The 25,029-nt window shown below is 51.5% G+C and carries 26 protein-coding genes; 8 read left to right on the forward strand and 18 right to left on the reverse strand.

What is annotated here, in order from left to right; genetic code table 11:
- Positions 1–599, reverse strand: a 599-nt coding sequence (gene pip / locus ACTG34_RS09400) for a prolyl aminopeptidase (protein WP_439104672.1), incomplete at its 3' end; no start/stop codon positions are given.
- 67 nt (positions 600–666) lie between these two features.
- Between pip and ubiG the strand changes: the two genes are divergently transcribed.
- Positions 667–1,413 (forward strand): bifunctional 2-polyprenyl-6-hydroxyphenol methylase/3-demethylubiquinol 3-O-methyltransferase UbiG, encoded by a 747-nt coding sequence (ubiG, locus tag ACTG34_RS09405; RefSeq protein ID WP_439104673.1) that lies wholly within the window; start codon positions 667–669, stop codon positions 1,411–1,413.
- 3 nt (positions 1,414–1,416) lie between these two features.
- Here ubiG and ACTG34_RS09410 read toward each other — a convergent pair whose 3' ends face one another.
- Genes ACTG34_RS09410 through ACTG34_RS09425 form a run of 4 tightly spaced genes read right to left on the reverse strand, consistent with a single transcriptional unit; the run spans position 1,417 to position 3,712 of the window.
- Positions 1,417–1,866: a MarR family winged helix-turn-helix transcriptional regulator gene (locus ACTG34_RS09410; RefSeq protein WP_439104674.1), complete on the reverse strand. Its 450-nt coding sequence runs from the start codon at positions 1,864–1,866 to the stop codon at positions 1,417–1,419.
- The gene (locus ACTG34_RS09415; protein ID WP_439104675.1) at positions 1,863–2,699 is read right to left on the reverse strand and encodes a carbon-nitrogen hydrolase family protein; all 837 of its coding nucleotides are present in this window, start codon (positions 2,697–2,699) and stop codon (positions 1,863–1,865) included. Before ACTG34_RS09415 ends, ACTG34_RS09410 begins: the two co-directional genes overlap by 4 nt.
- Positions 2,700–2,702: 3 nt before the next feature.
- On the reverse strand, positions 2,703–2,960 hold the full coding sequence (grxC, locus tag ACTG34_RS09420) for a glutaredoxin 3 (protein WP_439104676.1): 258 nt from the start codon (positions 2,958–2,960) through the stop codon (positions 2,703–2,705).
- Positions 2,961–2,998: 38 nt separating this feature from the next.
- Positions 2,999–3,712 (reverse strand): double zinc ribbon domain-containing protein, encoded by a 714-nt coding sequence (locus ACTG34_RS09425; protein ID WP_439104677.1) that lies wholly within the window; start codon positions 3,710–3,712, stop codon positions 2,999–3,001.
- Positions 3,713–3,759: 47 nt separating this feature from the next.
- On the opposite strand from ACTG34_RS09425, the gene ACTG34_RS09430 reads away from it, so the two are divergent.
- Positions 3,760–4,581 carry a methyltransferase domain-containing protein gene (locus tag ACTG34_RS09430; RefSeq protein WP_439104678.1) on the forward strand — a complete coding sequence of 274 codons (822 nt, stop codon included), beginning with the start codon at positions 3,760–3,762 and terminating at the stop codon, positions 4,579–4,581.
- Positions 4,582–4,639: 58 nt separating this feature from the next.
- Positions 4,640–5,725 (forward strand): ferrochelatase, encoded by a 1,086-nt coding sequence (hemH, locus tag ACTG34_RS09435; protein WP_439104679.1) that lies wholly within the window; start codon positions 4,640–4,642, stop codon positions 5,723–5,725.
- Between the two features lie 67 nt (positions 5,726–5,792).
- Here the strand turns inward: hemH and ACTG34_RS09440 are convergent, their stop codons facing one another.
- Positions 5,793–6,386: a L,D-transpeptidase gene (locus ACTG34_RS09440; protein WP_439104680.1), complete on the reverse strand. Its 594-nt coding sequence runs from the start codon at positions 6,384–6,386 to the stop codon at positions 5,793–5,795.
- A gap of 161 nt (positions 6,387–6,547) precedes the next feature.
- Here ACTG34_RS09440 and ACTG34_RS09445 point away from each other — a divergent pair, with 161 nt between their 5' ends.
- A complete protein-coding gene (locus ACTG34_RS09445; RefSeq protein WP_439104681.1) occupies positions 6,548–7,087 on the forward strand; it encodes a CAP domain-containing protein in 540 nt (179 codons plus the stop codon).
- A gap of 3 nt (positions 7,088–7,090) precedes the next feature.
- Here ACTG34_RS09445 and ACTG34_RS09450 read toward each other — a convergent pair whose 3' ends face one another.
- The 5 genes from ACTG34_RS09450 to ACTG34_RS09470 all read right to left on the reverse strand — a co-directional run bounded on the left by ACTG34_RS09450 (position 7,091) and on the right by ACTG34_RS09470 (position 11,616).
- Positions 7,091–7,591, reverse strand: a complete 501-nt coding sequence (locus tag ACTG34_RS09450; RefSeq protein WP_439104682.1) for a L,D-transpeptidase family protein — start codon at positions 7,589–7,591, stop codon at positions 7,091–7,093.
- A gap of 64 nt (positions 7,592–7,655) precedes the next feature.
- Positions 7,656–8,432 carry a class I SAM-dependent RNA methyltransferase gene (locus tag ACTG34_RS09455; protein ID WP_439104683.1) on the reverse strand — a complete coding sequence of 259 codons (777 nt, stop codon included), beginning with the start codon at positions 8,430–8,432 and terminating at the stop codon, positions 7,656–7,658.
- A gap of 445 nt (positions 8,433–8,877) precedes the next feature.
- On the reverse strand, positions 8,878–10,035 hold the full coding sequence (locus ACTG34_RS09460) for a CCA tRNA nucleotidyltransferase (protein ID WP_439104685.1): 1,158 nt from the start codon (positions 10,033–10,035) through the stop codon (positions 8,878–8,880).
- Positions 10,032–10,634, reverse strand: coding sequence for a CoA pyrophosphatase (locus ACTG34_RS09465; protein WP_439104686.1), 603 nt, complete (start codon positions 10,632–10,634; stop codon positions 10,032–10,034). The genes ACTG34_RS09460 and ACTG34_RS09465 overlap by 4 nt, the downstream gene beginning before the upstream one ends.
- On the reverse strand, positions 10,612–11,616 hold the full coding sequence (locus ACTG34_RS09470) for an Hsp33 family molecular chaperone HslO (protein WP_439104687.1): 1,005 nt from the start codon (positions 11,614–11,616) through the stop codon (positions 10,612–10,614). The genes ACTG34_RS09465 and ACTG34_RS09470 overlap by 23 nt, the downstream gene beginning before the upstream one ends.
- Positions 11,617–11,697: 81 nt before the next feature.
- On the opposite strand from ACTG34_RS09470, the gene ACTG34_RS09475 reads away from it, so the two are divergent.
- On the forward strand, positions 11,698–12,129 hold the full coding sequence (locus tag ACTG34_RS09475) for an NUDIX hydrolase (protein ID WP_439104688.1): 432 nt from the start codon (positions 11,698–11,700) through the stop codon (positions 12,127–12,129).
- Here the strand turns inward: ACTG34_RS09475 and ACTG34_RS09480 are convergent.
- Positions 12,113–13,393 carry a PP2C family protein-serine/threonine phosphatase gene (locus tag ACTG34_RS09480; protein WP_439104689.1) on the reverse strand — a complete coding sequence of 427 codons (1,281 nt, stop codon included), beginning with the start codon at positions 13,391–13,393 and terminating at the stop codon, positions 12,113–12,115. The two genes, ACTG34_RS09475 and ACTG34_RS09480, sit on opposite strands and share 17 nt — an antisense overlap.
- Here ACTG34_RS09480 and ACTG34_RS09485 point away from each other — a divergent pair.
- The gene (locus ACTG34_RS09485) at positions 13,379–13,837 is read left to right on the forward strand and encodes an Hpt domain-containing protein (protein ID WP_439104690.1); all 459 of its coding nucleotides are present in this window, start codon (positions 13,379–13,381) and stop codon (positions 13,835–13,837) included. The genes ACTG34_RS09480 and ACTG34_RS09485 overlap by 15 nt on opposite strands.
- Positions 13,838–13,842: 5 nt before the next feature.
- On the opposite strand, the gene ilvA is transcribed toward ACTG34_RS09485, so the two are convergent.
- Together ilvA and ACTG34_RS09495 are read right to left on the reverse strand one after the other, a co-directional pair.
- Positions 13,843–15,096 (reverse strand): threonine ammonia-lyase IlvA, encoded by a 1,254-nt coding sequence (gene ilvA / locus ACTG34_RS09490; RefSeq protein ID WP_439104691.1) that lies wholly within the window; start codon positions 15,094–15,096, stop codon positions 13,843–13,845.
- On the reverse strand, positions 15,093–15,854 hold the full coding sequence (locus tag ACTG34_RS09495) for a hypothetical protein (RefSeq protein ID WP_439104692.1): 762 nt from the start codon (positions 15,852–15,854) through the stop codon (positions 15,093–15,095). The genes ilvA and ACTG34_RS09495 overlap by 4 nt, the downstream gene beginning before the upstream one ends.
- A gap of 123 nt (positions 15,855–15,977) precedes the next feature.
- On the opposite strand from ACTG34_RS09495, the gene ACTG34_RS09500 reads away from it, so the two are divergent.
- On the forward strand, positions 15,978–17,201 hold the full coding sequence (locus tag ACTG34_RS09500; protein ID WP_439104693.1) for an argininosuccinate synthase: 1,224 nt from the start codon (positions 15,978–15,980) through the stop codon (positions 17,199–17,201).
- Positions 17,202–17,277: 76 nt separating this feature from the next.
- On the opposite strand, the gene ACTG34_RS09505 is transcribed toward ACTG34_RS09500, so the two are convergent.
- Positions 17,278–18,144, reverse strand: a complete 867-nt coding sequence (locus ACTG34_RS09505; RefSeq protein ID WP_439104694.1) for a ribokinase — start codon at positions 18,142–18,144, stop codon at positions 17,278–17,280.
- Positions 18,145–18,161: 17 nt separating this feature from the next.
- Positions 18,162–20,423: an NADP-dependent malic enzyme gene (locus ACTG34_RS09510; RefSeq protein ID WP_439104695.1), complete on the reverse strand. Its 2,262-nt coding sequence runs from the start codon at positions 20,421–20,423 to the stop codon at positions 18,162–18,164.
- Positions 20,424–20,585: 162 nt separating this feature from the next.
- Here ACTG34_RS09510 and mutS point away from each other — a divergent pair, with 162 nt between their 5' ends.
- Entirely contained in the window at positions 20,586–23,213 is a 2,628-nt protein-coding gene (mutS, locus tag ACTG34_RS09515; RefSeq protein WP_439104697.1) for a DNA mismatch repair protein MutS, read from the forward strand.
- Here the strand turns inward: mutS and grpE are convergent.
- Both grpE and hrcA read right to left on the reverse strand, forming a co-directional pair.
- Entirely contained in the window at positions 23,210–23,773 is a 564-nt protein-coding gene (gene grpE, locus ACTG34_RS09520) for a nucleotide exchange factor GrpE (protein ID WP_439104696.1), read from the reverse strand. The two genes, mutS and grpE, sit on opposite strands and share 4 nt — an antisense overlap.
- Positions 23,774–23,783: 10 nt before the next feature.
- Positions 23,784–24,848: a heat-inducible transcriptional repressor HrcA gene (hrcA, locus tag ACTG34_RS09525; protein ID WP_439104698.1), complete on the reverse strand. Its 1,065-nt coding sequence runs from the start codon at positions 24,846–24,848 to the stop codon at positions 23,784–23,786.
- Positions 24,849–25,029: the final 181 nt, after the last annotated feature.

Here is a 25,029-nt window from a genome sequence, read left to right on the forward strand (position 1 = left end):
TCTTCCGCACGGTTTCCAGAAAACAACCGCCGATGATATGCGGAAATGAGATCATTGCGCTCAGTGTGTGGTATTGCATCGACAAAATTCGCCCAAAGCTCAGGCCAAAATCGACCTGCACCGCCACCGTAAAACCAGTCAAGCTCGTCTTGAGTTGCCAAAAACACGCCGCGCAGGATCAAATGGATTGCACGATTAGGATGGGTTTGAGCATAGGCCAGCGCAAGTGTCGCACCCCAACTCCCCCCAAACACCATCCAACGCTCTATCCCAAAGTGCGTTCGGATCGCCTCGATGTCGCGCACAAGATGCCACGTGGTGTTTGCCTCAACCGATGCAAAGGGCTTTGATCGCCCACACCCGCGTTGGTCAAACAAAATAATGCGGTAAAGCTGAGGGTTAAAAAACCGCCTCATATAGGGACTACACCCTCCGCCGGGTCCGCCATGTAGGACCACAACTGGAATGCCCTCTGGATTTCCACACTCTTCGATATAGATCTCATGTCCATCCCCGACCGCCAACATGATATGGTCATTGGGAACGATTTGCGGGTAGAGATAACTGAATGCGCTCTTTTGGTCTGAGACCTTGTCCATGGGCGTCCTGTATAGAGCAAAGAGTTGCGATGCGTCGTGACGCAAGTTGACCACGAAGGAGAGGAGCATGCAAATGCATCAGTCCACAATCGATCCCCAAGAGGTCGCAAAATTTGAGGCGATGGCTGCCGAATGGTGGGATCCCAATGGCAAATTCAAACCACTTCATATGCTCAACCCAACCCGTCTCGACTACATCACATCCCAGATCGCCGCGGAATTTGGGCGTGATCTATCATCCCCCGCCCCCTTTGACGGGTTGCGTATTCTCGATATCGGCTGTGGTGGCGGGCTTTTGTCCGAACCCATGGCGCGCCTTGGCGCGACAGTTGTGGGCGCTGACGCTGCCGAACGCAATATTCCCGTGGCACAGGTTCATGCTGAAAATGCAGGTCTCGACATAGATTACCGTTTCACCACCGCCGAAGATTTGGCGGCGGCCGGAGAAACGTTTGATGTCGTATTGAACATGGAAGTGGTCGAGCACGTCGCCGACCCGCAAAACTACCTAAATGCGTGCCAAACCCTACTCAAGACTGGTGGATTGATGATTTGCTCCACCATAAACCGCAATCCAAAGTCATATATGATGGCGATTGTTGGTGCCGAAATTGTGATGCGCTGGCTACCCAAAGGCACGCATGACTGGAAAAAGTTCATCACGCCAGACGAGCTATTCGAATTGATTGAAACGGCAGGCTTGCGTCCCGTTGATCGCAAAGGATTCGTATTCAACCCCGCACTTTGGAAATGGTCTTTGTCTGATCGCGACCTGTCTGTGAATTATGTAACGGCATCTATCAAGGTCGCATGAGGGCTAATCATCATTTTCAAGGCGTACGCGCATTTCACGAAGCACAGGCAGCGCACCTTTCACCTTGTCGTGCCCGATCGCGTCAACCACATCAGTCAAGATTGGCGCGATCGCAGATAGAGCCGTTTCTCGCGCGGCGCGACCAGATGGGGAGATCGACACGAATTTTCGACGCGCATCATCCCAATCCGGCCGAACGTGTATATGGCCAGCCCACTCCAGCTTGTTGAGGGTGTTGGTCATGGCGCCACGCGTTAGGTGAAACGCCCGCGCGAGCTGTGCGGGGGATCGTTCGTCTCCAGCTCCGGCAAGATGGTTGAGGACGGAAAAATGACTGATTTCCATGCCCTTTGGCAACGCCTTTGTGAGACGGTTTCGCGCCAACTGATCCGCCATGAAAATTTCTGAAAACAGGGCAACGGCTAACGAGTCATTGGTAACATTTTCACTCATTGTGGTGCCCCTAAAACCCGATCATGCAACAGTGACGGAATACGTGATCGTGCATCATGTACCGCGCGTAGGTCGAAATCAACGAACCCGACGCCAACCTCAACGCCCCCATCGAACACTACGTCACCCCACGGAGAAACAACAAGGGAGTGCCCGTAAGTCTGGCGTTTTGTCGCATGTGTCTCACGGTGTACTCCCGTTTGCGCAGGTGCAAACACGAATGATCCCGTCTCAATGGCGCGTGCACGCAATAAAACTTCCCAATGCGCCGCCCCCGTAACCGCAGAAAACGCAGACGGAACCGTCAAAATTTCTGCACCGGCCTGAGCCAACGATCGGTAAAGATACGCAAAGCGTAGATCATAACAGACACTCATTCCGATCACGCCGAAAGGCGTCCGGCCCAAAGCTAACCTATTCCCCGGCCTGTACCCCGCAGATTCTAGATAGGTTTCGGTTTCGCTCACGGTAACATCAAACATATGCGCCTTGTCGTATCGCACAGCGACTTTACCCAAAGGGGAAATTAGAAAAGACCGATTGGCAAAACGTCCATCAACATCATCCGTTTTTAGCGCCAATGACCCGACTAAAACCCACACCTTACGCAAAGCCGCAAAATCGCAAATGGCGGAGAGTGTGATATCATCCGCCTCGGTGCACAACACTGCTTCTTTATGCTCACGATTGGTGGAGATGCAATTCGTCACCTCAGGCGTCATTATAAAGTCCGCGCCACCATCAGCTGCAGCATGCAACAACGACACTGTTTCTTTCAGGTTGGAAACGGGGTCGTCACATGAATTAAGTGTAATCAGTGCCGCACAGGTCATGCATCAGCCCGCCAAAAGCGCGTCAAGTTTACCTGCACGCTCCAAAGCATGAAGCTCATCACATCCGCCAACGTGTTCCTCACCGATAAAAATCTGTGGGACGGTGTGACGGCCGTGAGCCTTTTGCATCATTTCGGCACGACGGGACGGATCGCGCATGACGTCAATATCCGTGTAATTGACGCCCTTAGCGTCCAGTAGTCGCTTTGCAGCGATACAAAACGGGCAAATAGGTGTCGTGTAGAGAGTGACAGGCTGCATGTTGGAATCCTTATTCTTTTTTGCAGAGTTATCAGAATTCACCTCTCTCTGGCAACGCGTGCGAGTACCGCAACGTCCACCCGCAATGCACCTGCAGACAAACACGCCTGCGCACATGCGTCCAAAGTAGCCCCTGTGGTCATCACATCATCTATAATGAGAACCGGCCGCCCTTCTATTTTGCCGTGATGCTTGGGGGTCACACGCATAACATTTTCCACAATAGTGCGGCGTGCAATACCGCTCAACCCATCGAGACTCTTCGTGCGCCTCGTTCGCGTCAGCAGGTTACAAACATGCTGACCGCACGATTTTTTAGAAACACGTTGAGACAGCAACATAGATTGATTGTAGCGACGTCGCAAAAGTCGTGCCCAGTGTAGCGGGACCGGCGCGATAAGCGTTTCAGGCGTGATTAGAGAAATCGCAGCCTTGGTAATCCAGTCACCCAGAACAGGCGCGAGGTCTGTACGATCTCCGTGTTTGAAACTCAAAATTAGGGATCGTCCAACACCCGCGTATTGCAACACTGCACGGCCCTTGGACCAAGCATGAGGTGTGACAAGACAGTCGTCACAAAGATCTCCCTCCCGTGCCAACCCCATAAGTGGTCGGCCACATCTCTCACACGGATGATCAATTATGAAATCGGTCTGACCCCAACACGTGGGGCACAATCCGTACTCTGCGTCGATATGCACATCGCAATTCATACACTGTGGTGGATAGATTAAGGCTGCGAGTGTTTTCATTTCCTTCTTCACTTCTTACAGTAGTCGAAACCCGCAAAGGACGCGATATGGCCACGCAAACGCCTCTCGTAAATCGAGACAGACTTGACCAGCATCGTCGTCGCGCAGAGCGAATTGGTGACGACTTCTTTCTTCACGAGGAGGCTCGTCTCGATATTCAAGATCGCCTAAGTATGGTTAATAAATCGTTTGCCGATGTTGCGATTGTAACGGGCTTTCCAATGCTCTGGAAAACATGGTTCCCAGATGCGACCATAATCTGCGATACGGACACTCTCGACCTGGCCGAACAAAGCTATGACCTTGTTATCCACGCCATGTCATTGCATTGGGCAAATGATCCCGTTGGGCAATTGATTCAATGTAACCGCGCTCTTCGGCCTGACGGGCTAATGCTCGCCATTTTTCTTGGTGATGAGACTCTAAAAGAGCTTAGAATTAGTCTCGCCGAAGCAGAGATTGCGATCTCAGGCGGACTCTCTTCAAGGGTGTTGCCGATGGGGGAAATCCGCGACTTGGGTGGGTTACTACAGCGCGCCTCTTTTGCATTGCCAGTCGCCGACAAAATGGTGCGCAAAGCAAGCTACAAGACCCTAAACAGCCTAATCTATGATCTACGAGGTATGGGCGAGACAGCGGCACTAAGCCAAAGTTCACGCAGATTCACACCCAAATCAATCTTCAACTTGGCTGAACAGATCTATTCCGAAAACTATTCACAGGACGGTCTGCTCATTGCGACCTTTGATATCGTGTGCCTCACGGGTTGGGCGCCGGACGATAGCCAACCGAAGCCGCTCCTCCCCGGAAGTGCAAAGGCGCGACTTGCAGACGCACTTGGCACAAACGAGCTAAAACTGCGCTCTTGATGTTGACCATACCTCGGAACGCTCTAAGCCTAAGACAAAATGAAATGGAAGGAAGACCATGGGAAAGATGAAGCCGACGCGGATCAATACGAACGCGCCAGATGCGACCTGCCCCGTACATGCGCAACCGGATCACCCTAAAATTCCGAAAGAAAAGGTTGGCGTTTTACTCGCGAACCTCGGCACACCCGATGACACCGACTATTGGTCAATGCGTCGATATTTGAACGAGTTTTTGTCTGATAAGCGTGTGATCGACTATCCGAAATGGCAGTGGCAGCCGATCTTACAAGGCATTGTATTGACGATTCGTCCGTCCAAATCGGGTGCGGCGTACAGATCCATCTGGAACGAGGAGGCAAATGAAAGCCCCCTCATGACGATTACAAAAGATCAGGTTTCTGCCATCTCCAAGACGCTCACAGTGAAATACGGTGACGACGTAATGGTCGACTTCTGTATGCGTTACGGCAACCCATCGACGAAATCAAAAGTTGCCAATATGGTCGCACAGGGATGCACAAAAATCTTGTTTTTCCCGCTTTACCCACAGTATGCGGGCGCGACAGTTGCAACGGCAAATGATGAGTTTTTCCGCGCACTGATGGAAGAAAACTGGCAACCAGCTTCACGTACTGTCGCTCCCTATTTTGATGAACCAAAATACATCGATGCTCTCGCGGCATCGATCGAAACTGCCTATGCCGGCGCTGAGAAAAAGCCGGACATTCTTATCTGCTCATACCACGGCCTACCACAGCGGTACCACAGAGTGGGTGGCGATCCCTATCATTGCCAATGTCAAAAAACGACTCGCCTTCTGAAAGAAAGGCTAGGCTGGGATGACACCCAAATCATGACCACGTTCCAATCCAAATTCGGCCCTGAAGCATGGCTTCAGCCTTATACGGTTGAAGAAGTAGCACGTCAGGCCGAGGCAGGGAACAAGAGTATCGCGGTTTGCGCACCTGCATTTTCTGCGGACTGCATTGAAACGCTCGAAGAGATCAACGAAGAGATCAAAGAGAGTTTTGAAGAAGCAGGCGGCGAAGAATTCCTTTATATCCCCTGCCTAAATGACGAGCCTGCACATATTGACGCCTTGGTCCATGTCATAGAGAAAAACCTGACCGGCTGGGTCTAAGAATCTGCAAGCATAAAAAAGGCGGCCAAACTACAGGCCGCCTTTTGTCAATTTGAGAATAAAACGTTCAGATTAGCAAAACCTGAGTGCCGTTTTTTGCCAAAGTGTAGAGTTCCGCAATATGCTCATTATATAGGCCGATACAGCCGTTCGATGACTGACGCCCAATTTTGCGCGTGTCATGGGTGCCGTGGATACGGTAATACTGCCAGCTCAGATAAAGCGCGTGTGTCCCGAGCGGGTTATTTGGGCCAGGACCGACAAAATCTGGCCATTCGGGATTGCGAATTTTCATTGATGGGGTTGGCGCCCAACTTGGTCCCTCAACCTTACGAATGATTTCCGTGCGCCCGCGACGAGTCAAATCTTCAGTCAATGGCACAGAAGTCGGGTAAAGTTTGTAGACTGTCTCGTCTTCGTTCCAATAATGAAGCGCCCGAGATGTCGTATCGACAAGTATTGCACCGTTACGCAACGAACTAAAATAAGGATGCCAATCCAATGACCTAAAACTCGATATGTTGCGGCGAACAGATTCAGACAAATCGCGTTCAATTTCAGTCGTTTCATCCGTTTGAGCAAGAGCGGGCGCGGCCAAAATAGTAGCACCGGCGGCCAAAAAAGATCGACGCCCAATTAAAGTTTGAGGAATTTTCGACATATCAACAGCCCGCCATGGTTTCAAAATACTGCGCTACATATATGGCGCGATTGCCTCAGTCGCAATTCAAACAATCGCGAGAAGCGGAATCACGCGAACGCCATTTGATCCACCCCGAAAAACAGGCTAATTGAGCTACAAACATATTTGGAGTGTCTGGTATGACGCGGTTTTTTGCTTTGTTGACTATTTTTGCGCTCGGATTGACTGCCTGTGCAGCCCCGCCAGAGCGGCTTGCGCCTGACGGTAAGCCTCTCCCTCGTGTCTATCGGATCGCCAATCGCGATGAGGCAAAAATTGAATACCGCATGCTCGACTCGATCAATGCGCTGCGCTCAGCCGCCGGCCGTGCACCTGTTGCGTTGAATGCCAACCTTGATGCAGCCGCTGCGACCCATTCACGAGATATGCAGGTTCAAAACCGTCCTTGGCATTTTGGATCTGATGGATCTTCGCCAATCAGTCGCGTTGCTCGGTCGGGCTATTCGGGCCTGATGTTGGGCGAAAATATCTCTGAGACTTACGAAACCGAGCTAGAAACACTGTCCGCTTGGATGGAGCAACCTGATACACGCGACATTATTCTAGATCGCCGCGCCACAGACATGGGTTTTGCATGGTATCAGGAGAGCAACGGGAAACTGTGGTGGACGCTCATACTCGGCAGTCGCCCTAGTATCGCCACGCTCGATGACGAATAAACGCTAGGGATAGATATCAATCTGCGTGCCAAGCTGAACCATCATATAGATTTCTTCGATATGGCGGTCTTTTACGGCAATACACCCCGCGGTCCAGTCACGACCCTTTCCTTTATTCTGTCGCGCGCGGCCATGTATAAAGATGTCGCCACCCGGACGTTTTCCATGCGCAGCCGCGTATTCTTGATCCTGAGTATTGGGATATGAAATCCCGATTGACAGGTGAAAGGACGAGTTTGGATTGCGCCGATCAATAATATAACTGCCTTCGGGCGTTTTCCCATCGCCTTCAAAACGCTTCGGTCCATCAGGGGCAGAACCCAACCCAACTTTATAATCTTTCACAACAGTTTCGCCGCTAAGCAAATACAAGCGACGACGGCTTTTGTGTAAAACAACACGCGTTATTTGGGGCCCGTCATAGGGTTTCAATTCGCGCGAAATCGCGACTTGGGGAATGCTCGCCAATGCGGCAAGACAACATAAAAATTGACGGCGGTACATGCTCAAGCCTTCGCTTTGTTTTGGCTGCTAGTACACCAATCCAATGAATCCTCAAACACAATGTTCATGACATTCGCGCGAACCGTGCAGCAACCTCTACATGCGAAGACCACCTAAACTGGTCGACCACTTCCAACCAATCCAACACGAACCCCGCATCCAAAAGAACGCGCGCATCCCGCGCAAATGTCACGGGATTACAGGATACAAATCCAATGACACCAATCTCGCTTTTCGCCAACTCGGCTATCTGTGCCGCCGCTCCCGCGCGGGGCGGATCAATAACCACAGCATCGAATTTAGCCAACTCATCGGGCAGTAGCGGCCGACGAAACAAGTCACGCGTTTCAGTTGTAACCTGTTTGAGGCCACGCGCCTCACGCCAACCCGCCGCCAACGCCTCCATCATGTCACTTACATCCTCAACGGCATGCACGCGCGCGGTTTGAGCCAATGGCAGTGAGAACGTTCCACATCCTGCAAACAGATCGACAACTGATTTGGCGTCACCTATAGCGCGGCGCATGGAATCGACCAAGACAGCCTCTCCATGTGCAGTCGCTTGCAAAAACGCACCTGCCGGAGGAACTACTTTGGCCGAGCCGAACAATTGGTAGGGCAGGCCGTTTTGCGCAATCACTTCGCCATGCCACACGAGCCGTATTAGACCCGAGCTTGGCACAAAACTAGCCAGCTCGGATCGGAATTTGAGGTCTAGATCTTTTCCGTTTTCAACAGAAACATCCAACCCTCCGGCGACATCGGTCACAGTCAGGGTCATATGTCCACGCCGCGTAGCACCCAAAACCACGAGTGCACGCAACGTTTCAAATCCACTCATGATGCTTGCCGACATCAGCTTACAACTAGGAATATCATGGAGAATGTCACTTGCCCGTCCAAATAGGCCCAAATGCGCTCCGTTTTTGGTTCGCTTACCGTGAAATACAGCTCGGCGTCGAGATTGCGGAGGTGACGTATGAACCGCGGAAATCTTAGCAAAAATACCTTGGTGCTTGAGCGCGGTCGCCACGACGTCGCGCTTCCAATTCGACACAAAATCGTCAGAGGCATGTTGAAGCGAGCAACCGCCGCACACGCTGTAATGACGGCAGGGCGCTTTTACACGATCTTCTGAGGGTGTCAGAATGCGTGGCTTCGACATACGCCCATCAACAATATCACCCTCAACCACTTCGCCGGGCAAGGTTTGAGCAGCGTATATTGGGCCTTGGCCGATACCATCGCCTTGGTGACCAAGGCGTTCGATTGTGAGTTGCGCCAATTTAGGATTTCCCTAGATAATTTGAAAGTAAGTCTGACTTGGAGAGAACAAAATGAGCATCAATCCAGTGTCGCTCCATGTCTTTTAGCGCGCGCCCAATGTCGGCTCCCTCAAATGAAGAGGGCAAATCGGCTGCACGAATTGGAAAGATAGCGTTGCATCCGCGCGAAATTTGCACCATCCAATCGGGGGACATAGGCGTTTCAAACATCGCGGCGCGCAGATATGCAACAGATATGGCACACAAGTCTCCATGGCGATAGGCAAGGCTCTCTAAACTTTCGCTGGAACCCATTGCGGCCCGAAAACGTGCAAGTTGATTTGCTTGCTTTTTTGAGAGGCGCAGTCGCTCAGAGACATTATCCCCTCCGAGAGCCGCAAGACGCATAAGAGGGTCTAACGGCGCACCAAGCGCCGACAGGGCAAAGAGTATTTTACACGCAGAACCAGGTAGTAGCCGCGTCAAAACACCACTTTGCTCCATTGCCCCCAGCGCGGTTTCGGGGCACGGCGCGGATAGAAGTTTGAAAAGCTCTGATCCAATACGTTCGCGCGAGATTAGGTCCAACCCATCTACATTCGCAGCGCACGCCGCCAATCCCTCCTCGTCTACCCCGTCCTCATGATTGCCGTACCATGCGTAGAACCGGAAAAATCGTAAAATGCGAAGATAGTCTTCGTGAATGCGGGTCTGTGGGTCTTTGATGAACCTAACATGCCGCTTTGCTAGGTCAGGTATACCGCCAACTGGATCATGAATGACGCCAAGTCGATCACAATATAGCGCGTTCATCGTAAAATCTCTGCGGAACGCATCGTCGTGAATTGTATTTGAAAACAGCACCGTAGCGTGGCGCCCGTCGGTCGAAATATCCTTACGAAACGTTGTGACTTCGTAGGTTTCGCCCTCCAGTATCAATGTGACTGTCCCGTGATCAATACCCGTTGGAACCACCTTTACACCAATCGATCCAAACAAAGATATGACCTGTTCAGGCCTCGCAGATGTCGCGATATCAAGATCACTAACGGGTACATGTAATAAGGCATTGCGCACACAGCCGCCAACCAGATACGCGACAAAACCAGCGTCTGCTAAGGATGACAGCACAAACTGAGTTTTCGCGGAATCTAGCCATGTCGCGGTCAACTTCGTCATTTTGAAACCCTTTCCGCCAATCCCTTTAGAACGCGCGCGGTGGCGCCCCAAATATAGTAGGGGCCGTATGGAACAGTGTAGTACGATCTGATTGCGCCGCGCCACAAACGTGATTCCACACGAAATTTGTCTGGATCGAGAACAAAATGAGCAGGGACTTCAAAGACTTCCGCGACCTCACCCGGTTCACAAATAGCATAAAAGTCGCCCTTAACTCGCCCAATAATTGGAGTCATAGCATAGCGGCTCACCGTTTCATGTGAGGGCAGGTTTCCAATCACCTCAACATTTTCAGGTAAAAGTCCGATCTCTTCGTGTGCCTCACGCAAAGCCGTTGCTGTCACATCCACATCATCCGCGTCCATACGCCCGCCGGGAAAAGCAATCTGTCCCGGATGATGTTTCAAATGAGACGCGCGTTTGGTCAGTATCAAGTGCAAACCTGAATCACGCTCAATAAAGGGAACTAACACGCCCGCAACCTTCAATTGCGAGGATGCAAATCTCTCTGCATTTGGATTTAGGTCGAAATCTGATGTTGCACCGGAGCCAAGTTCAAGCCCGCGTTGGATGTGCTTAAGGTCTATCGCCACTGCCATCAGGGCCACCCTCTGCCTCAAACCCAACTGTGCGCGGATCCAAAACGTAGTGAGCGCCACAGAATTGACAATCAGCCGTAACGTCTCCCTCGTCTGTCGTCATGTGCGCGATATCTTTCGCGGAATAGATCGACAGGCTTTGGCGAACGCGATCCTCGGAACAACTACACCCAAAGCGCACAGGTTGCGCATCAAATACACGTGGCTGATCTTCGTGGAACAGGCGCACCAAAAGATCTGTTGGCGAGATACTTGGTCCGATGAGCTCCAAATCATCAACGGAATCGAGCAAAATATTTGCGCGATTCCAATTTTCTTCGTCATCACCATCAAGCAAATCTGAAGCGGAAACCAATACTGGCGCGTCACCCTCCGCAGGCTTTAAAAGAGGTGAGGCTTTTGGCATTTTTTGCAACATGACGCCGCCAGCGCGCCAAAACTCACCTTCGCCGGCAATTTTTGATTTCCCGAATGATACTGAAAATCGTGTGGGGAGCTGCTCAGATTGCGCGAAATAAGTTTCTGCGCACGCAGAAATCGATTCCCCAAAGAGCGGTGTGATGCCCTGATAGGGCGTAGATCCCGTGCCCTGGTCTATTAAAATGGCAAAGTAGCCCTTACCAACGAGATCCTCAAACGAGGACGCATCACCTAACTTATCTTTATCAAAAGAGGCGTAGGCGCGGATTGTAGCAGGCTCTCCATCAACCGTAGGGGCGATGAAATCCGTTGCAACAATGCGCGCAGCTCCGTTACCACGAATCTGAAGCGACAGCTTCCAACGTAACTTCATTGTCTGACCAATCATTGCGGTCAGCAACGCCATTTCGGCTATCAACGCTTCTATTTTCTCGGGATAGTCATGTTGCTCAAGTATTTTTTCGAGCGTGCCGTCAAGGCGGGCAACGCGCCCGCGAACATCCGAAGCATCAAGCTGAAATGGGAGAACTGTATCATCCCATGCAATTTTGGAACCGTGCATTTAGTCTTTCCCTAAGTTGAGAGGTTGGGCATACCGTTTTCAAGCTAAACTCACAAGTTTGTCGAAAGGTGCGTAGTAAAGATGAAAAGATACGGCGATCCGCAACAACTTGGCATCAGATACACACGACGCCCCGGAGCATATGCATTACTTCCATTAAATGGGCGCTTATTGGTAACGTATCAAGGAGGAAGCCAAAACGAATTTCAATTGCCCGGTGGTGGAATAGATCACGGGGAGACACCGATCGCAGCCCTACACCGCGAAGTTTGCGAGGAAACAGGGTGGCGCATTGCGCAGCCGCGGCTTGTTGGGAAGTTCAAAAGGTTTGCTTTTTTGCCAGAATACGACATGTGGGCCGAGAAAATATGTCTGATCTATTCCGCACGTCCCGTGCGAAAGCTCTCCGACCCCACGGAGCCGCACCACACCGCGCATTGGATATCACCAAAAGATGCTGCGGTTCTATTAGGAAACGCTGGAGATCGCTCATTTGTCAGGTTTGTTCTTTAGGTCCGAATTCTAACATCAACGCAGACACGTCGTCCTTAAAATCTTGATCATTTCCAAATGCGCTCACATCCCAAAGAAACGTATCAAAAAACGCGTTTCCGCGTTGATCTGTAAGGTTTTCCACAATCTGCTTTAACCCGTGCTCACTTAGCATTTCGCCGTTTTCATCGACACATTCCGTCACGCCGTCAGAATATAGAATGACCCGTTGATTGGGCTTCAATTGTATTGAGACGTCCTCAAAAGTCGCGTCAGGAATGAGGCCAATCGGTAGACCTCCCTCGCCGAAAAACTCAACACTACCATCTTCGTTTTGAAGAAGAGGATGGGGATGTCCCGCCTGAGTAATGACCAACTCTCCCGTCGCTAGATCAAAATGCCCTAATGTCATCGTGAAATAGAGATCCGTTTCCATCTCTTCCAACATGAGCTTGTTTAGAACTGCCGCAACCTTTGCCGGACTAATTGCGATCGACACCCCATCCGGTCCTCGCTCGACTGCAATGTTCTGTTCGGGCGTTGAGCCGCTAAAATAGCCAGCTAACCGCGCGGTCATAAGGGCTGATGCGATCCCGTGGCCTGAAACATCCAGAGAAAACAGCCCGACCTTGGTATCCGAAATCCCATAGAAACCCACCAAGTCGCCACCCACATGGCCGCTCGGTTTTAACATCAATGAAATTTGTGCATTCCCAAAATCGCGGTGCCTTTCTCGAATCAACGATTGTTGTAGACGCCGCGCCTCGATCAGATCCCGATCCAAAGAATCATAGAGGTCAGACATTTCTTGGAGTGTTTTGGATACGAGACGGTTTTTTTCCGTCAATTCACGCTCCATCCTCAAAATGCGCTCACCTGCGCGAATTCGCGCCAACAACTCATCACTTGATACCGGTTTAGAAAGAAAATCGTCCGCGCCAACGTCTAGTCCTTGCGCAACGTCCGACGACTCCGACTTCGACGTCACAAGGATGAAATACCCATAGTTCTGTCGTTCCATACCACGGAAAACACGTAGAAAATCTAGACCAGTAACCTCGGGCATCACCCAGTCAGATATCACCAAATCAATATCGAGTGTGTTGCAAATCTCGATGGCTTCGGCTCCAGATCCTGCCTCAACCACGTCATATCCCCATCTCTTTAAATGTGAGGATATAATCTTTCGCTGGGCCATTGAATCGTCGACGACGAGAACGCAATTTATCACGCCTCGCTCAGGTACAGCCTGCAACAGAGTGTTTTTAGTTTGGACAAGCGCCACAAATTTTTCCTTACCGATTTTGTTCGACTCTCTGCGATCGACCTTAAGGCTACCTTAAACTTAAAATTGTTTACTTCTGATCAGTTCACTCACAAGGCCGTAGGCGACATGATCAACACATCAACTTTAAAAACACTTGAAAATGAAATTGGCTCTGAAGACTTTTTAGAAGTCGCGGCGCTCTTTTTAGTGGAAATGGATGACGCTATTGAAAGCCTTACAAGGGCTCAAAGCGCATCTGAAATAGGCGCTACGCTACATTTTTTGAAAGGCGCATCGCTGAATTTGGGTCTGACCGATTTTGCCGAAATTTGCATAGCGGGCGAGCGAAATGCAAAGTCCGGCAATGCTGAGGCTATCGATAGAGGAGCTATCCTGAACACGTATCACTCATCCCAGAAAGCTCTTCAGGATTACCTTAAAAATCTAGGTATTGAACGATAGCACCCCTACAGCACGAATTCAGACAACGCCTCATCATCTGTTATATCTCGATAAACCAACCCCACATCATTCATCCTATCAAACAAGGTTTTGAAGTTTTGGGGATCTTTAGTCTCTATTCCGATAAGAACAGAGCCAAAATTGCGTGCCGATTTTTTCAGATATTCGAACCGGGAAATATCGTCTTGCGGGCCAAGCATATCGAGGAACTCGCGTAGCGCCCCGGGTCGTTGGGGCAAACGCATAATAAAATACTTCTTCAACCCCAAGAACCGTTGCGCGCGTTCGCGTACCTCTGGAAGACGCTCAAAATCGAAATTGCCGCCAGACGTCACGCAAAGAACGCGTTTGCCCTTAATCACGCTTCTCAAATCTTGAAGTGCGTCGATCGTCATAGCTCCCGCAGGTTCCAGCACAATACCCTCCACATTCAGCATATCGACGATTGTCGTACAGATGCGATCCTCAGGTGCCGTTAAAACATGATCTACCGAAACCTCAGATAGCGCCTCGAACGGGAAAGACCCGATACGAGCAACGGCGGCCCCATCCACAAAGCTGTCGATAGCACTCAACTTAGTTGGCGACCCGTTGATCAGCGCAGCCTTTAGTGATGCGCCCCCCTTTGGCTCGACAAAGTACACCTCCACATCGGGCCAAGATGCGCGAAGATACTGCACAACACCCGCCGACAGCCCGCCTCCGCCAACAGGAAGTAGAATGATATCTGGCTCTTTTGGCATTTGCCGCACAAACTCAACAGCAACGCTGGCTTGACCTTCAATCACATGTTGATCATCAAATGGCGCAAGAAAATGACCATCATGCGCATCGCAGTACGTTTTCGCAGATGCCAATGTATCGTCGAAATAGTCGCCAACCAGCCTTATCTCGATCATATCGCCGCCGAAAGTTCTCGTCTTATCGATCTTTTGTTGGGGTGTTGTGACCGGCATAAAGATCACCCCCCGAACCCCAAATTCGCGACAAGCGTAGGCCATTCCTTGTGCATGGTTTCCCGCTGATGCACACACAAACAAACCAATATTTGGCGTTGTCTCTCGCGCTTTGTGCATCGCGTTCCACGCTCCACGAAGCTTATAAGAACGCACCGGTGTCAAATCTTCACGTTTGAGCCAGATATCTGCATCGAACTTTGCGGACAGATGATCGTTGCGCATGCAAGGCGTTGGCTCAAACAAGTGCCGAACGCGGCGCTCGGCCTCTTCGGCACGATCAATAAAGGTGGAATTTATCATCGCGCAGTCTCATGATTGGCAAGCTTGTAAATAGTTGAGAACACACTCACACCAACCATCAACATGACCCAGCCACTGGCCAAGCTATACAGTGTGGCCAAAAGCGCGTTGAATGAAAACAAAACGCCAACTTGCTGAAGTGCAAAGCCCCCCAAAGTGGCAAAGAGACCCGCCTGAAAAACTGAGGCCTTGATGGGAGCCGTCTTGCGCCATGCGTCACCTATTCCCATCCCGTTTCCAATAGCCGCAGCAGGGAGAGCCGGAGAAATGCGGTAAACAACGTACGTCATCGGGACCATCAACGCAACATAGCCAAAAACAACAAGGCTCGGCCCGCCAGCCGTCGCCAGAGGACTAAGCACTATCGATGCCGCCAAAACAATGGCAACAACGATCACTCCGATCAAAAGACTGGTACGAAAATATGCGAGCACCCGCGCGCCGTTCATCGGCGGCACGACGCTTATCGCACGCTCACCCAGTATGATGAAACGGTGCCAAGCCACAGCAACCCAAAGAGAAATCGCCAAGGTTGCCAAGTTGAGTAGAAGTGTCCATTTAATCAATCCCACAGGAATACTTGCGGGATCATCAATCTCTAACCCAGACATTCCGCCAAATTTCTCTACAAATACAACTTGAGCAGCAACAACTCCGATCCATAAAAGCCCCGAGATCGCCAGCGCGTCAGTGAGGTTCTTGAACACATCGTCAATCGCTGTTTTGAGTATCTGAAAGCCGTTCATTTTGTTCCTCATCCATATATCCTTGCATAGACTTATGTCTTTTTGCCAAGAACCAAAAGCATTCAGGCGCAAAACCTTGCTCTTCAGGTTAAAACCCGATAATCGCCCAAGCGATATCCGAAAAAGGAATACCTCATGTCTGCGCCCAAAAAAGTCGTACTAGCCTACTCTGGTGGCCTCGATACTTCCATCATTCTCAAATGGCTCCAGACCGAATACGGTTGCGAAGTTGTAACCTTTACCGCCGACCTCGGTCAGGGCGAAGAGCTTGATCCCGCTCGTAAGAAGGCCGAATTGCTTGGTATAAAGCCCGAGAACATTTTTATCGAAGATGTTCGCGAAGAATTTGTACGTGATTTCGTATTCCCAATGTTTAGGGCCAACGCGCTGTATGAGGGTCAATATCTCCTCGGCACATCCATTGCCCGCCCGTTGATTTCAAAGCGCCTGGTAGAGATTGCCGAAGAGACCGGCGCGGATGCCGTAGCCCATGGCGCAACCGGAAAGGGCAACGACCAAGTTCGTTTCGAGTTGGCGGCTTATGCGCTCAACCCCGATATCAAAGTGATCGCGCCATGGCGTGAGTGGGATTTGACCTCGCGCACCAAGCTTCTTGAATTCGCAGAGAAAAACCAAATCCCCGTAGCCAAAGACAAGCGCGGCGAGGCTCCGTTTTCCGTCGACGCCAACCTGTTGCACACCTCGTCCGAGGGCAAGGTTCTTGAGGATCCAGCACAGGAAGCACCCGAGTATGTGTACCAACGCTCTGTTGCGCCAGAAGATGCTCCAAACGAGCCTGAATTCATCGAAGTAGCCTTCGAAAAAGGCGACGCGGTTGCGATCAATGGTACGCCAATGTCACCCGCAACGGTCCTCACCGCGTTAAACGAATATGGTGGAAAACACGGTATTGGGCGTCTTGATTTCGTCGAAAACCGCTTCGTCGGGATGAAGTCACGCGGCATCTACGAGACACCAGGCGGCACAATCTTGTTGGAGGCCCATCGCGGAATTGAACAAATCACACTCGATAGCGGTGCGGGCCATCTCAAAGATAGTCTGATGCCACGCTATGCCGAACTGATCTACAACGGGTTCTGGTATAGCCCAGAGCGTGAAATGCTTCAGGCCGCGATCGACAAAAGCCAAGAGCATGTCACAGGCACCGTGCGCCTGAAACTCTACAAAGGCTCCGCTGTAACTGTGGGCCGTTGGTCGGAGCATTCGCTCTACTCCGAGGCTCATGTCACCTTTGAAGACGATGCAGGTGCATATGACCAAAAGGACGCCGCAGGCTTCATCCAGCTCAACGCCTTGCGCCTGAAACTTCTGGCTGCGCGCAACCGTCGCTTGAAGTGATCTGGGAATACACGGCACAAAAGGGGCGCTTAAAGGCGTCCCTTTTTCTATGTGTAACGCTAACCTTGATGGAGTGCTAGAAGCCGACCACGTCTTCAGCGGTCGGAATTGCATCTGCGGTTCCTTTGCGCGTAACCTTCAACGCTGCAGCACGTGTCGCCCATTCCATCGCCTCACGGATCGACATGCCGTTGTCCAGACCAGCTGCCACATAGCCGATGAACGTATCACCCGCCGCCGTTGTATCCACGGGCGTCACCTTTGGTGCGGGCACCTCGAACACTTCACCCGTCTCATTAGACCGCCACATCGCGCCTTTAGCACCAAGCGTCACGATCAACTGCGGCACAGGAAGTTTGTCGAGCGTCGATCCAAGCGCTGAGGTGAGCTGCGCTGCCTCCACAGTATTCATCACAAGAATCGTAACTTCCGACAGTACCCTCGACACTGCCTCCACGTCGAACGGCGCAGCTGAATAGATAACCCGCATCTTTTTGACGACAGCGAACTTCGCGGCGTGATCTTGGAGGTTGGTCTCGTTTTGCAATAAAAGCGTATCGCCCTGAGACGCGTTATCTATCGCATCCAATACGGCATCGGCATCTTGGCGAATGTTTGCGCCTTCCTGCAAAACAATCGTGTTCTCTCCCGCGGCATCGACGTTGATGATCGCGTGACCCGTATCGTGTTTCACATCGCGTACATATGTAGTGTCTACGCCGAATGATTCCATCCGCTCACGCACCCATTGATCGCGGCCGCCGATGGCCCCAATGTGATATACTTTTGCTCCCGCCTTCGCCGCAGCAACTGACTGATTGGTCCCCTTCCCGCCCAAACCAATCGAATGGTCTGTAGCGTGAAGGGTCTCACCAGGCTTGGGGAAATGGGGAAGCGTATAGAAATGGTCAATATTAACCGAACCCAGATTGTATATTGCCATACCCTATTCCCCCAACATCATGACTGACCAACTTTGCAAGCGGCCAGAATTGCCATGTTCAAAATGTCATTTACTGTGGAAACTGTTGAGCAAACCTGAATCGGTTTATCTACGCCTGTCAGAATCGGACCAATCACCGTAGCGCCTGCCATTTCCTGCATGAGCTTTACGGATATCGACGCCGAATGACGCGCAGGAACAACGAGGATGTTTGCGGGGCCCGTCAAACGACAGAATGGATAGGCGGCCAATGCGTCAGTATTAAGCGCAACTTCAACGGTCATTTCGCCGTCGTATTCAAAGTCGACCTTGCGTGAATCCAGGACCTTTGGCGCGAGGTGCATTTTACTTGCGCGCTCTGATACTGGGTAGCCAAATGTCGAAAACGATGCAAACGCGACACGAGGCTCGATTCCCATTGATCGCGCCACTTTTGCAGCGGCCTCGGCAATATCGGCAAGATCATGTTCGTCAGGCCACTCGTGTACCAACGTATCAGCAATGAAGACGATGCGACCATTGTGAATCAGCGCACTCACACCGATTGCGCCATCCTCAGCTGTTGCATCGAATACCGAATTGATACGGTCCAAAACATGTGCCGACTTGCGCGTTGCTCCTGTAACAAGTCCGTCAGCGTGGCCATGTGCGAGCATCAACGCCGAGAACGCGTGTCGATCGCGAGCGGCGAGGCGATGAATATCCTTTTGGTCATGGCCAGACCTTTGCAAGCGATCATACAAAAATGCTTTGTAGCTATCGAGATGTGGCGTGTTCGCAGCATTCACAATCTCTAACTCTCCCGCCGCATCCGACAACCCAGCCTCGTTTAGCTTGGCTTTAACGTCCTCATCTCGCCCAACAATGAGCGCCTTGCCGTAGCCTCCACGTTGATAGGCAACTGCGGCGCGCAACACCCGTAAATCGTCACCTTCGGCAAAAAGCATCGTTGCCTGCGCCTGACGCGCGCGTGCGTAAAGCCCCTGAAGGATTTGAGCCGTAGGATCCATACGCGCCTTCAGCCCATGCGCATATCCATCCATATCAACGATTGGACGGCGCGCAACGCCTGTATCCATGCCCGCCTTCGCAACAGCAGGGGGGATCGTATAAATAAGCCGCGGATCGAACGGCGTTGGAATAATGTAGTCGCGCCCGAAGGTGAGAGAGCGCCCATATGCCAATGCAACCTCATCCGGCACATCTTCGCGCGCAAGAGCCGCCAATGCCTCAGCACATGCGATTTTCATTTCATCATTAATAGCCCGCGCATGGATATCAAGCGCCCCGCGGAACAAGTATGGAAACCCGAGCACGTTGTTGACCTGATTGGGGTAGTCCGAACGCCCCGTGGCAACAATCACATCTTCGCGAACCGCATGTGCATCCTCGGGAGTAATTTCGGGATCGGGGTTGGCCATCGCAAAAATAACTGCATTTGGCGCCATAGCGGCAACCATGTCAGAGGTCACCGCTCCCTTGGCGGAAACGCCAAGGAATACATCGGCACCCTGCATAGCCTCGCCCAATGTGCGCGCATCAGTCTTTGCAGCATGAGCAGACTTCCACTGGTTCATACCTTCGGTACGTCCCTGATAGATCACACCTTTGGTGTCACACATAATGCAATTGTCATGCTTGGCGCCCATTGATTTAATGAGTTCAAGACAAGCAATACCCGCCGCACCCGCGCCGTTGAGAACGATTTTACAATCCTCAATACGCTTACCAGAGATATGCAGCGCATTGATCAGACCCGCCGCACAAATCACCGCGGTCCCGTGTTGGTCATCGTGAAAGACGGGGATGTCCATTTCTTCTTTGAGTTTTTGCTCAATGATAAAGCACTCTGGCGCCTTGATATCTTCAAGGTTGATGCCACCAAATGTCGGACCCATCAGCTTTACCGCTTGAATAATCTGATCAGGATCTTCGGTGTCCAACTCGATATCGATCGAGTTTACATCAGCAAACCGTTTGAACAGAACCGCCTTACCTTCCATCACGGGCTTAGAGGCCAGAGCGCCAAGATTACCCAAACCTAGAACAGCAGTACCGTTGGAAATCACAGCAACCAGATTACCTTTGTTAGTGTAGTCGTATGCTGTTTCAGGATTTGCGGCTATTGCCTCGCACGGCACTGCAACACCTGGCGAATATGCCAATGACAGATCGCGCTGCGTTGACATCGGCACACTTGGCGCAATGTCAAACTTCCCCGGCCGGGGATCCATGTGAAAAGCGAGTGCTTCTTCGCGGGTTTGTTTTATTTTGGACATTCGAGTGGGCCTCCTCCAACCAATCTCACGTTCATAACTTTTGTTGTCGGCCACCTCAATAAAGAACACCGCATGCCCTTTACGCCGCTGCACGTGCAGGTAAGTTGTGCAACACAAAATTAGGGGAATGTCGTGGCCGACACCGAGCACAAAGTTACACCGATGATGGCGCAATATCTGGAAATCAAATCCAGACACCGCGATGCGTTGCTGTTTTATCGGATGGGAGACTTTTACGAGCTGTTTTTTGACGATGCTGTCGCTGCATCCTCAGCTCTAGACATCGCTCTAACTAAACGCGGCAAGCACGAGGGCGATGACATCCCGATGTGCGGTGTCCCCGTTCATGCTGCCGAAGGCTATTTGCTTACCCTGATCCGCAAAGGGTTTCGTGTCGGCGTTTGCGAGCAGCTCGAAAGCCCCGTAGAGGCGAAAAAGCGCGGTGCGAAATCTGTCGTCAAACGCGATGTTGTGCGCCTCGTTACCCCCGGAACATTGACCGAAGAGAGCCTTTTGGACGCCCGCCGCCACAACTTTCTCGTGGCTTTTGCGGAAATCCGTGATGAGGGCGCGTTGGCATGGGTCGATATCTCAACCGGTGAATTTCATGTGATGCCCTGCCCGCTTTCGCGGCTTGCGCCCGAATTGGCTCGCCTGAACCCGTCCGAAATCCTCCTGTCCGAAAGTTTTGATGCGAATTGGGCTGGTTTAGTGCCTGATTTCGCCGATTGCGTCACGCCTCTGTCCCGCGCGTCCTTTGATAGCACATCCGCGCAAAAACGTCTGACCGACCTGTTCAAGGTCGCCTCACTAGATGCCTTTGGTGGGTTTTCACTAAGCGAAGTATCCGCAATGGGCGCGGTGATCGACTACTTGGAAATCACACAAAAAGGCAAACTGCCCCTCATCCGCCCCCCCGCCAAGGAACTCGCACGCGGGAATATGCAAATTGACGGCGCAACTCGTCGCAACCTAGAGATCACGCGATCACTATCAGGTGGACGCGATGGGTCTTTGGTCAGTGTGATGGACCGAACTGTGACCGCAGCGGGTGGTCGCCTTTTGGAGAGACGCTTGTCTAGCCCATCTTGCGATGTTGATGTGATTAATCATCGCCTAGATGCAGTTAATTTCTCAGTAGACAATCGCGCTCTTACAAACAGTCTGCGCAATACGTTGCGCAATGTGCCCGACATTGAGAGGGCCCTCTCGCGTATAGGCCTCGAGCGCGGCGGTCCGCGCGACCTGGCGGCAATCCGAAACGGCTTGACCCAAGCAGAAACAATCTCAAGCGCCCTACCGCCAGGGAAAGTTTCGAGCCTAATCCACCAGAACATGACATTTTTAACTGGGCACACCGATCTCATCGATTTGCTCGAAACGGCTCTGGTGGCCGAGCCGCCCCTATTGGCACGAGATGGCGGGTATATCGCAGCGGGGTATCACGAAGAACTCGAAGAGTGCCGAAAGCTGCGAGACGAAGGCCGCGGAGTCATCGCGTCCCTCCAATCCGAATATGCAAATATTACGGGCGTCCAAACGCTAAAGATAAAACACAACAACGTACTCGGCTATTTCATTGAAACCACAGCAACTCACGCTGAGAAAATGTTGTCCTCCCCCCTCAATGAGACCTTCATCCATCGCCAAACGACTGCCAATCAAGTGCGATTTACAACGCTTGAGCTGTCCGAGCTTGAAACCAAGATCCACAATGCGGGCGGTCGCGCCTTGGAAATTGAAAAGCAACTCTTCACGGGTCTTTGCGCACGCATTCTGGAACAAGCGCCACAGATCACAGACACCTCTCGCGCGCTATCCGAAATTGACCTCGCTACGTCTCTTGCCGACCTCGCCACCTCTGAGAATTGGGTACGTCCTGTGGTGGATTCGGGTCGAAAGCTGGACATTCAGAGTGGTCGCCACCCTGTTGTAGAACGCGCCCTGCGCAAGCAAGGCGGGGATACATTTGTTGCCAACAATTGCGACCTGTCTGATGGACGTGATGGCGCAGCTATTTGGCTTCTCACCGGCCCAAACATGTCTGGCAAATCGACATTCTTGCGCCAGAACGCACTTATAGCGCTAATTGCACAGATGGGATCTTACGTCCCTGCGTCATCTGCCCATATAGGGATCGTGTCGCAACTGTTTTCACGCGTAGGCGCATCGGACGATCTGGCCCGTGGCCGCTCAACTTTCATGGTGGAGATGGTAGAGACCGCGGCAATTCTCAACCAAGCGGATGATCGCGCTCTCGTAATCCTAGATGAAATTGGACGTGGAACCGCAACCTATGATGGCCTCTCCATTGCATGGGCGACCCTTGAACATCTGCACGACTCCAACCAATGCCGCGCCCTGTTTGCAACGCACTACCATGAGCTAACCGCGCTTTCCGAAAAGCTCGACGGCGCGGTGAATGCGACAGTTTCGGTGAAGGAATGGGACGGAGACGTCATTTTTCTGCACGAAGTTCTCAAAGGCAAAGCGGACAGATCATACGGTGTTCAAGTTGCGCGTCTGGCCGGCCTACCAACATCGGTTGTAGAACGCGCCAAAGTCGTACTTGCGGCGCTCGAAAGCGGTGAAGCAGAAAATGCTAAAAATCCTAAAGCAATCATCGATGATCTCCCGCTTTTCGCTGCATCCCCTGCTCCGCAAAAAGCGCAAACAGCAAAAGGTCCATCAGAAGTCGACGAAAAACTCGCCGGAATTTCTCCCGACGAGTTGTCACCCCGTGAGGCGCTTCAATTGCTATACGAGCTTAAATCACTCGCAGACACTTAGGCGGGTGTAGAAGATACGCCAACCTGTGCAGGTCGCAACAAGCGATCATGAATCATAAAGCCTACATTCATGATCTGAATAATCTCGCCTGATTTAGTCGCTGGTACAGCTGCCTCAAACATTGCTTCGTGCATGTTTGGATCGAACTTTTCACCAATCTCTGGAGAAATCACTTCGATTCCGTGGCGTCCAAACACAGACAAAAGTTCACGCATTGTCAGCTCAATACCTTCGATCAATGCGGCCTGTGCTTCACGTTGCTCGTCGGTGATCACATCAACCGCACGTTTCAGGTTGTCAAAAACGGGCAGCATATCGCGCGCCAGTTTCGAACCACCGTAGTTTTCGGCCTCGCGCCGATCACGCTCGGCACGTTTGCGCATATTCTCGGTCTCAGCCATAGATCGCATAAACCGGTCTCGGAATTCGTCACGCTCGGCACGAACAGTTTCAAGTTCATCTGCTTGCGCGTCAAACTCTTCTTCCATTTCATCAATATCAATCTGATCCTCGGATTCGAGGGAATCATCGTCGAAGTTTAGGTCTTTCGGGTCAGTCATCTCTTACCTTTCACACCTTGCTGGACAGCATGCGTCCGACAAGTTGGGCCGTATAGTCGACAATCGGAACGATCCGCCCGTAGTTCAAGCGAGTCGGCCCGATTACGCCAACAGCACCGATTATCTTTCGATCAGCGTTCATATAGGGAGAAACCACCAAAGAGGAACCCGAAAGCGAAAAAAGTTTGTTTTCAGAGCCGATAAAAATCCGCACACCTTCGCCGTCTTCGGTTAATTCTAGAAATTCTGCAATATCTCGTTTCTTTTCGAGGTCATCAAACAAGCTCCGAATACGATCCAAATCTGCCGCCTCGGCGCTTTGACTCAAAAGGTGAGATCGCCCCCGAACAATCAAACGCTCATAATGCGCGCCGTCACCTTCCCAAAACGCCTCCCCATTCTCGATAAGGTCGGCAGCCAAACTATCAAGCTCTCGACGCCGCGTCTTGATTTCACGTCCAACCGTCACTTTTAACTCGGAAAGCGTTTTTCCTTCGATCAATGAATTCAGAAAATTGGCGGCTTCGCGCAAAGATGACGGTGTTTGACCGACAGGTGGTGTAAAGACTCGGTTCTCGACCTGACCATCCGCAAACACCAAAACAACCAGGGCGCGATCTGGCGCAAGGCTCACAAATTCTACATGCTTCAACGGGGCCTCGTGTTTGGGTGTCAAAACGAGACTGGCGCCTTGGGTCAGACCCGAAAGAGCAGACCCAACACGGTCCAGCATACCTGTAACGTCGTTCCCGTCATCGCGAACTGTATCATGCATCTTTTCACGCACGTCATCAGTGACTGTTCCGACCTCCAAAAGTCCGTCAACAAACATCCGTAAACCCAAGTGGGTGGGGATCCGTCCCGCGGAGACGTGTGGACTGTCCAAAAGTCCCATATACTCGAGATCCTGCATAACATTGCGAATGGTAGCAGCAGACACTTTTTCGCTCATGGAACGGGTCAATGTACGCGATCCCACTGGTCCTCCACTATCAAGATAGCCCTCAACAACCCTGCGAAACACTTCGCGGGAACGATCGTTCATTTCAGCAATGACATTGGAGCGCTCGATCATCCGGATACCGTTTTCCACATTCACTTCCATTAAAAGGGTTAGACGCTTAGCGTCAATGAGGGTTGCGCCAATTGCATTGCCTATCTTATGTGGGAGCAACCAAACAAAAAGGAATGATCATGCGACCTTCTGGACGAAAGCTTGATGAAATGCGTTCGATTTCTATCGAAACAGGCGTAAC

It is taken from the genome of Celeribacter marinus (genome assembly GCF_965656515.1).
Lineage (GTDB): Bacteria > Pseudomonadota > Alphaproteobacteria > Rhodobacterales > Rhodobacteraceae > Celeribacter > Celeribacter marinus_D.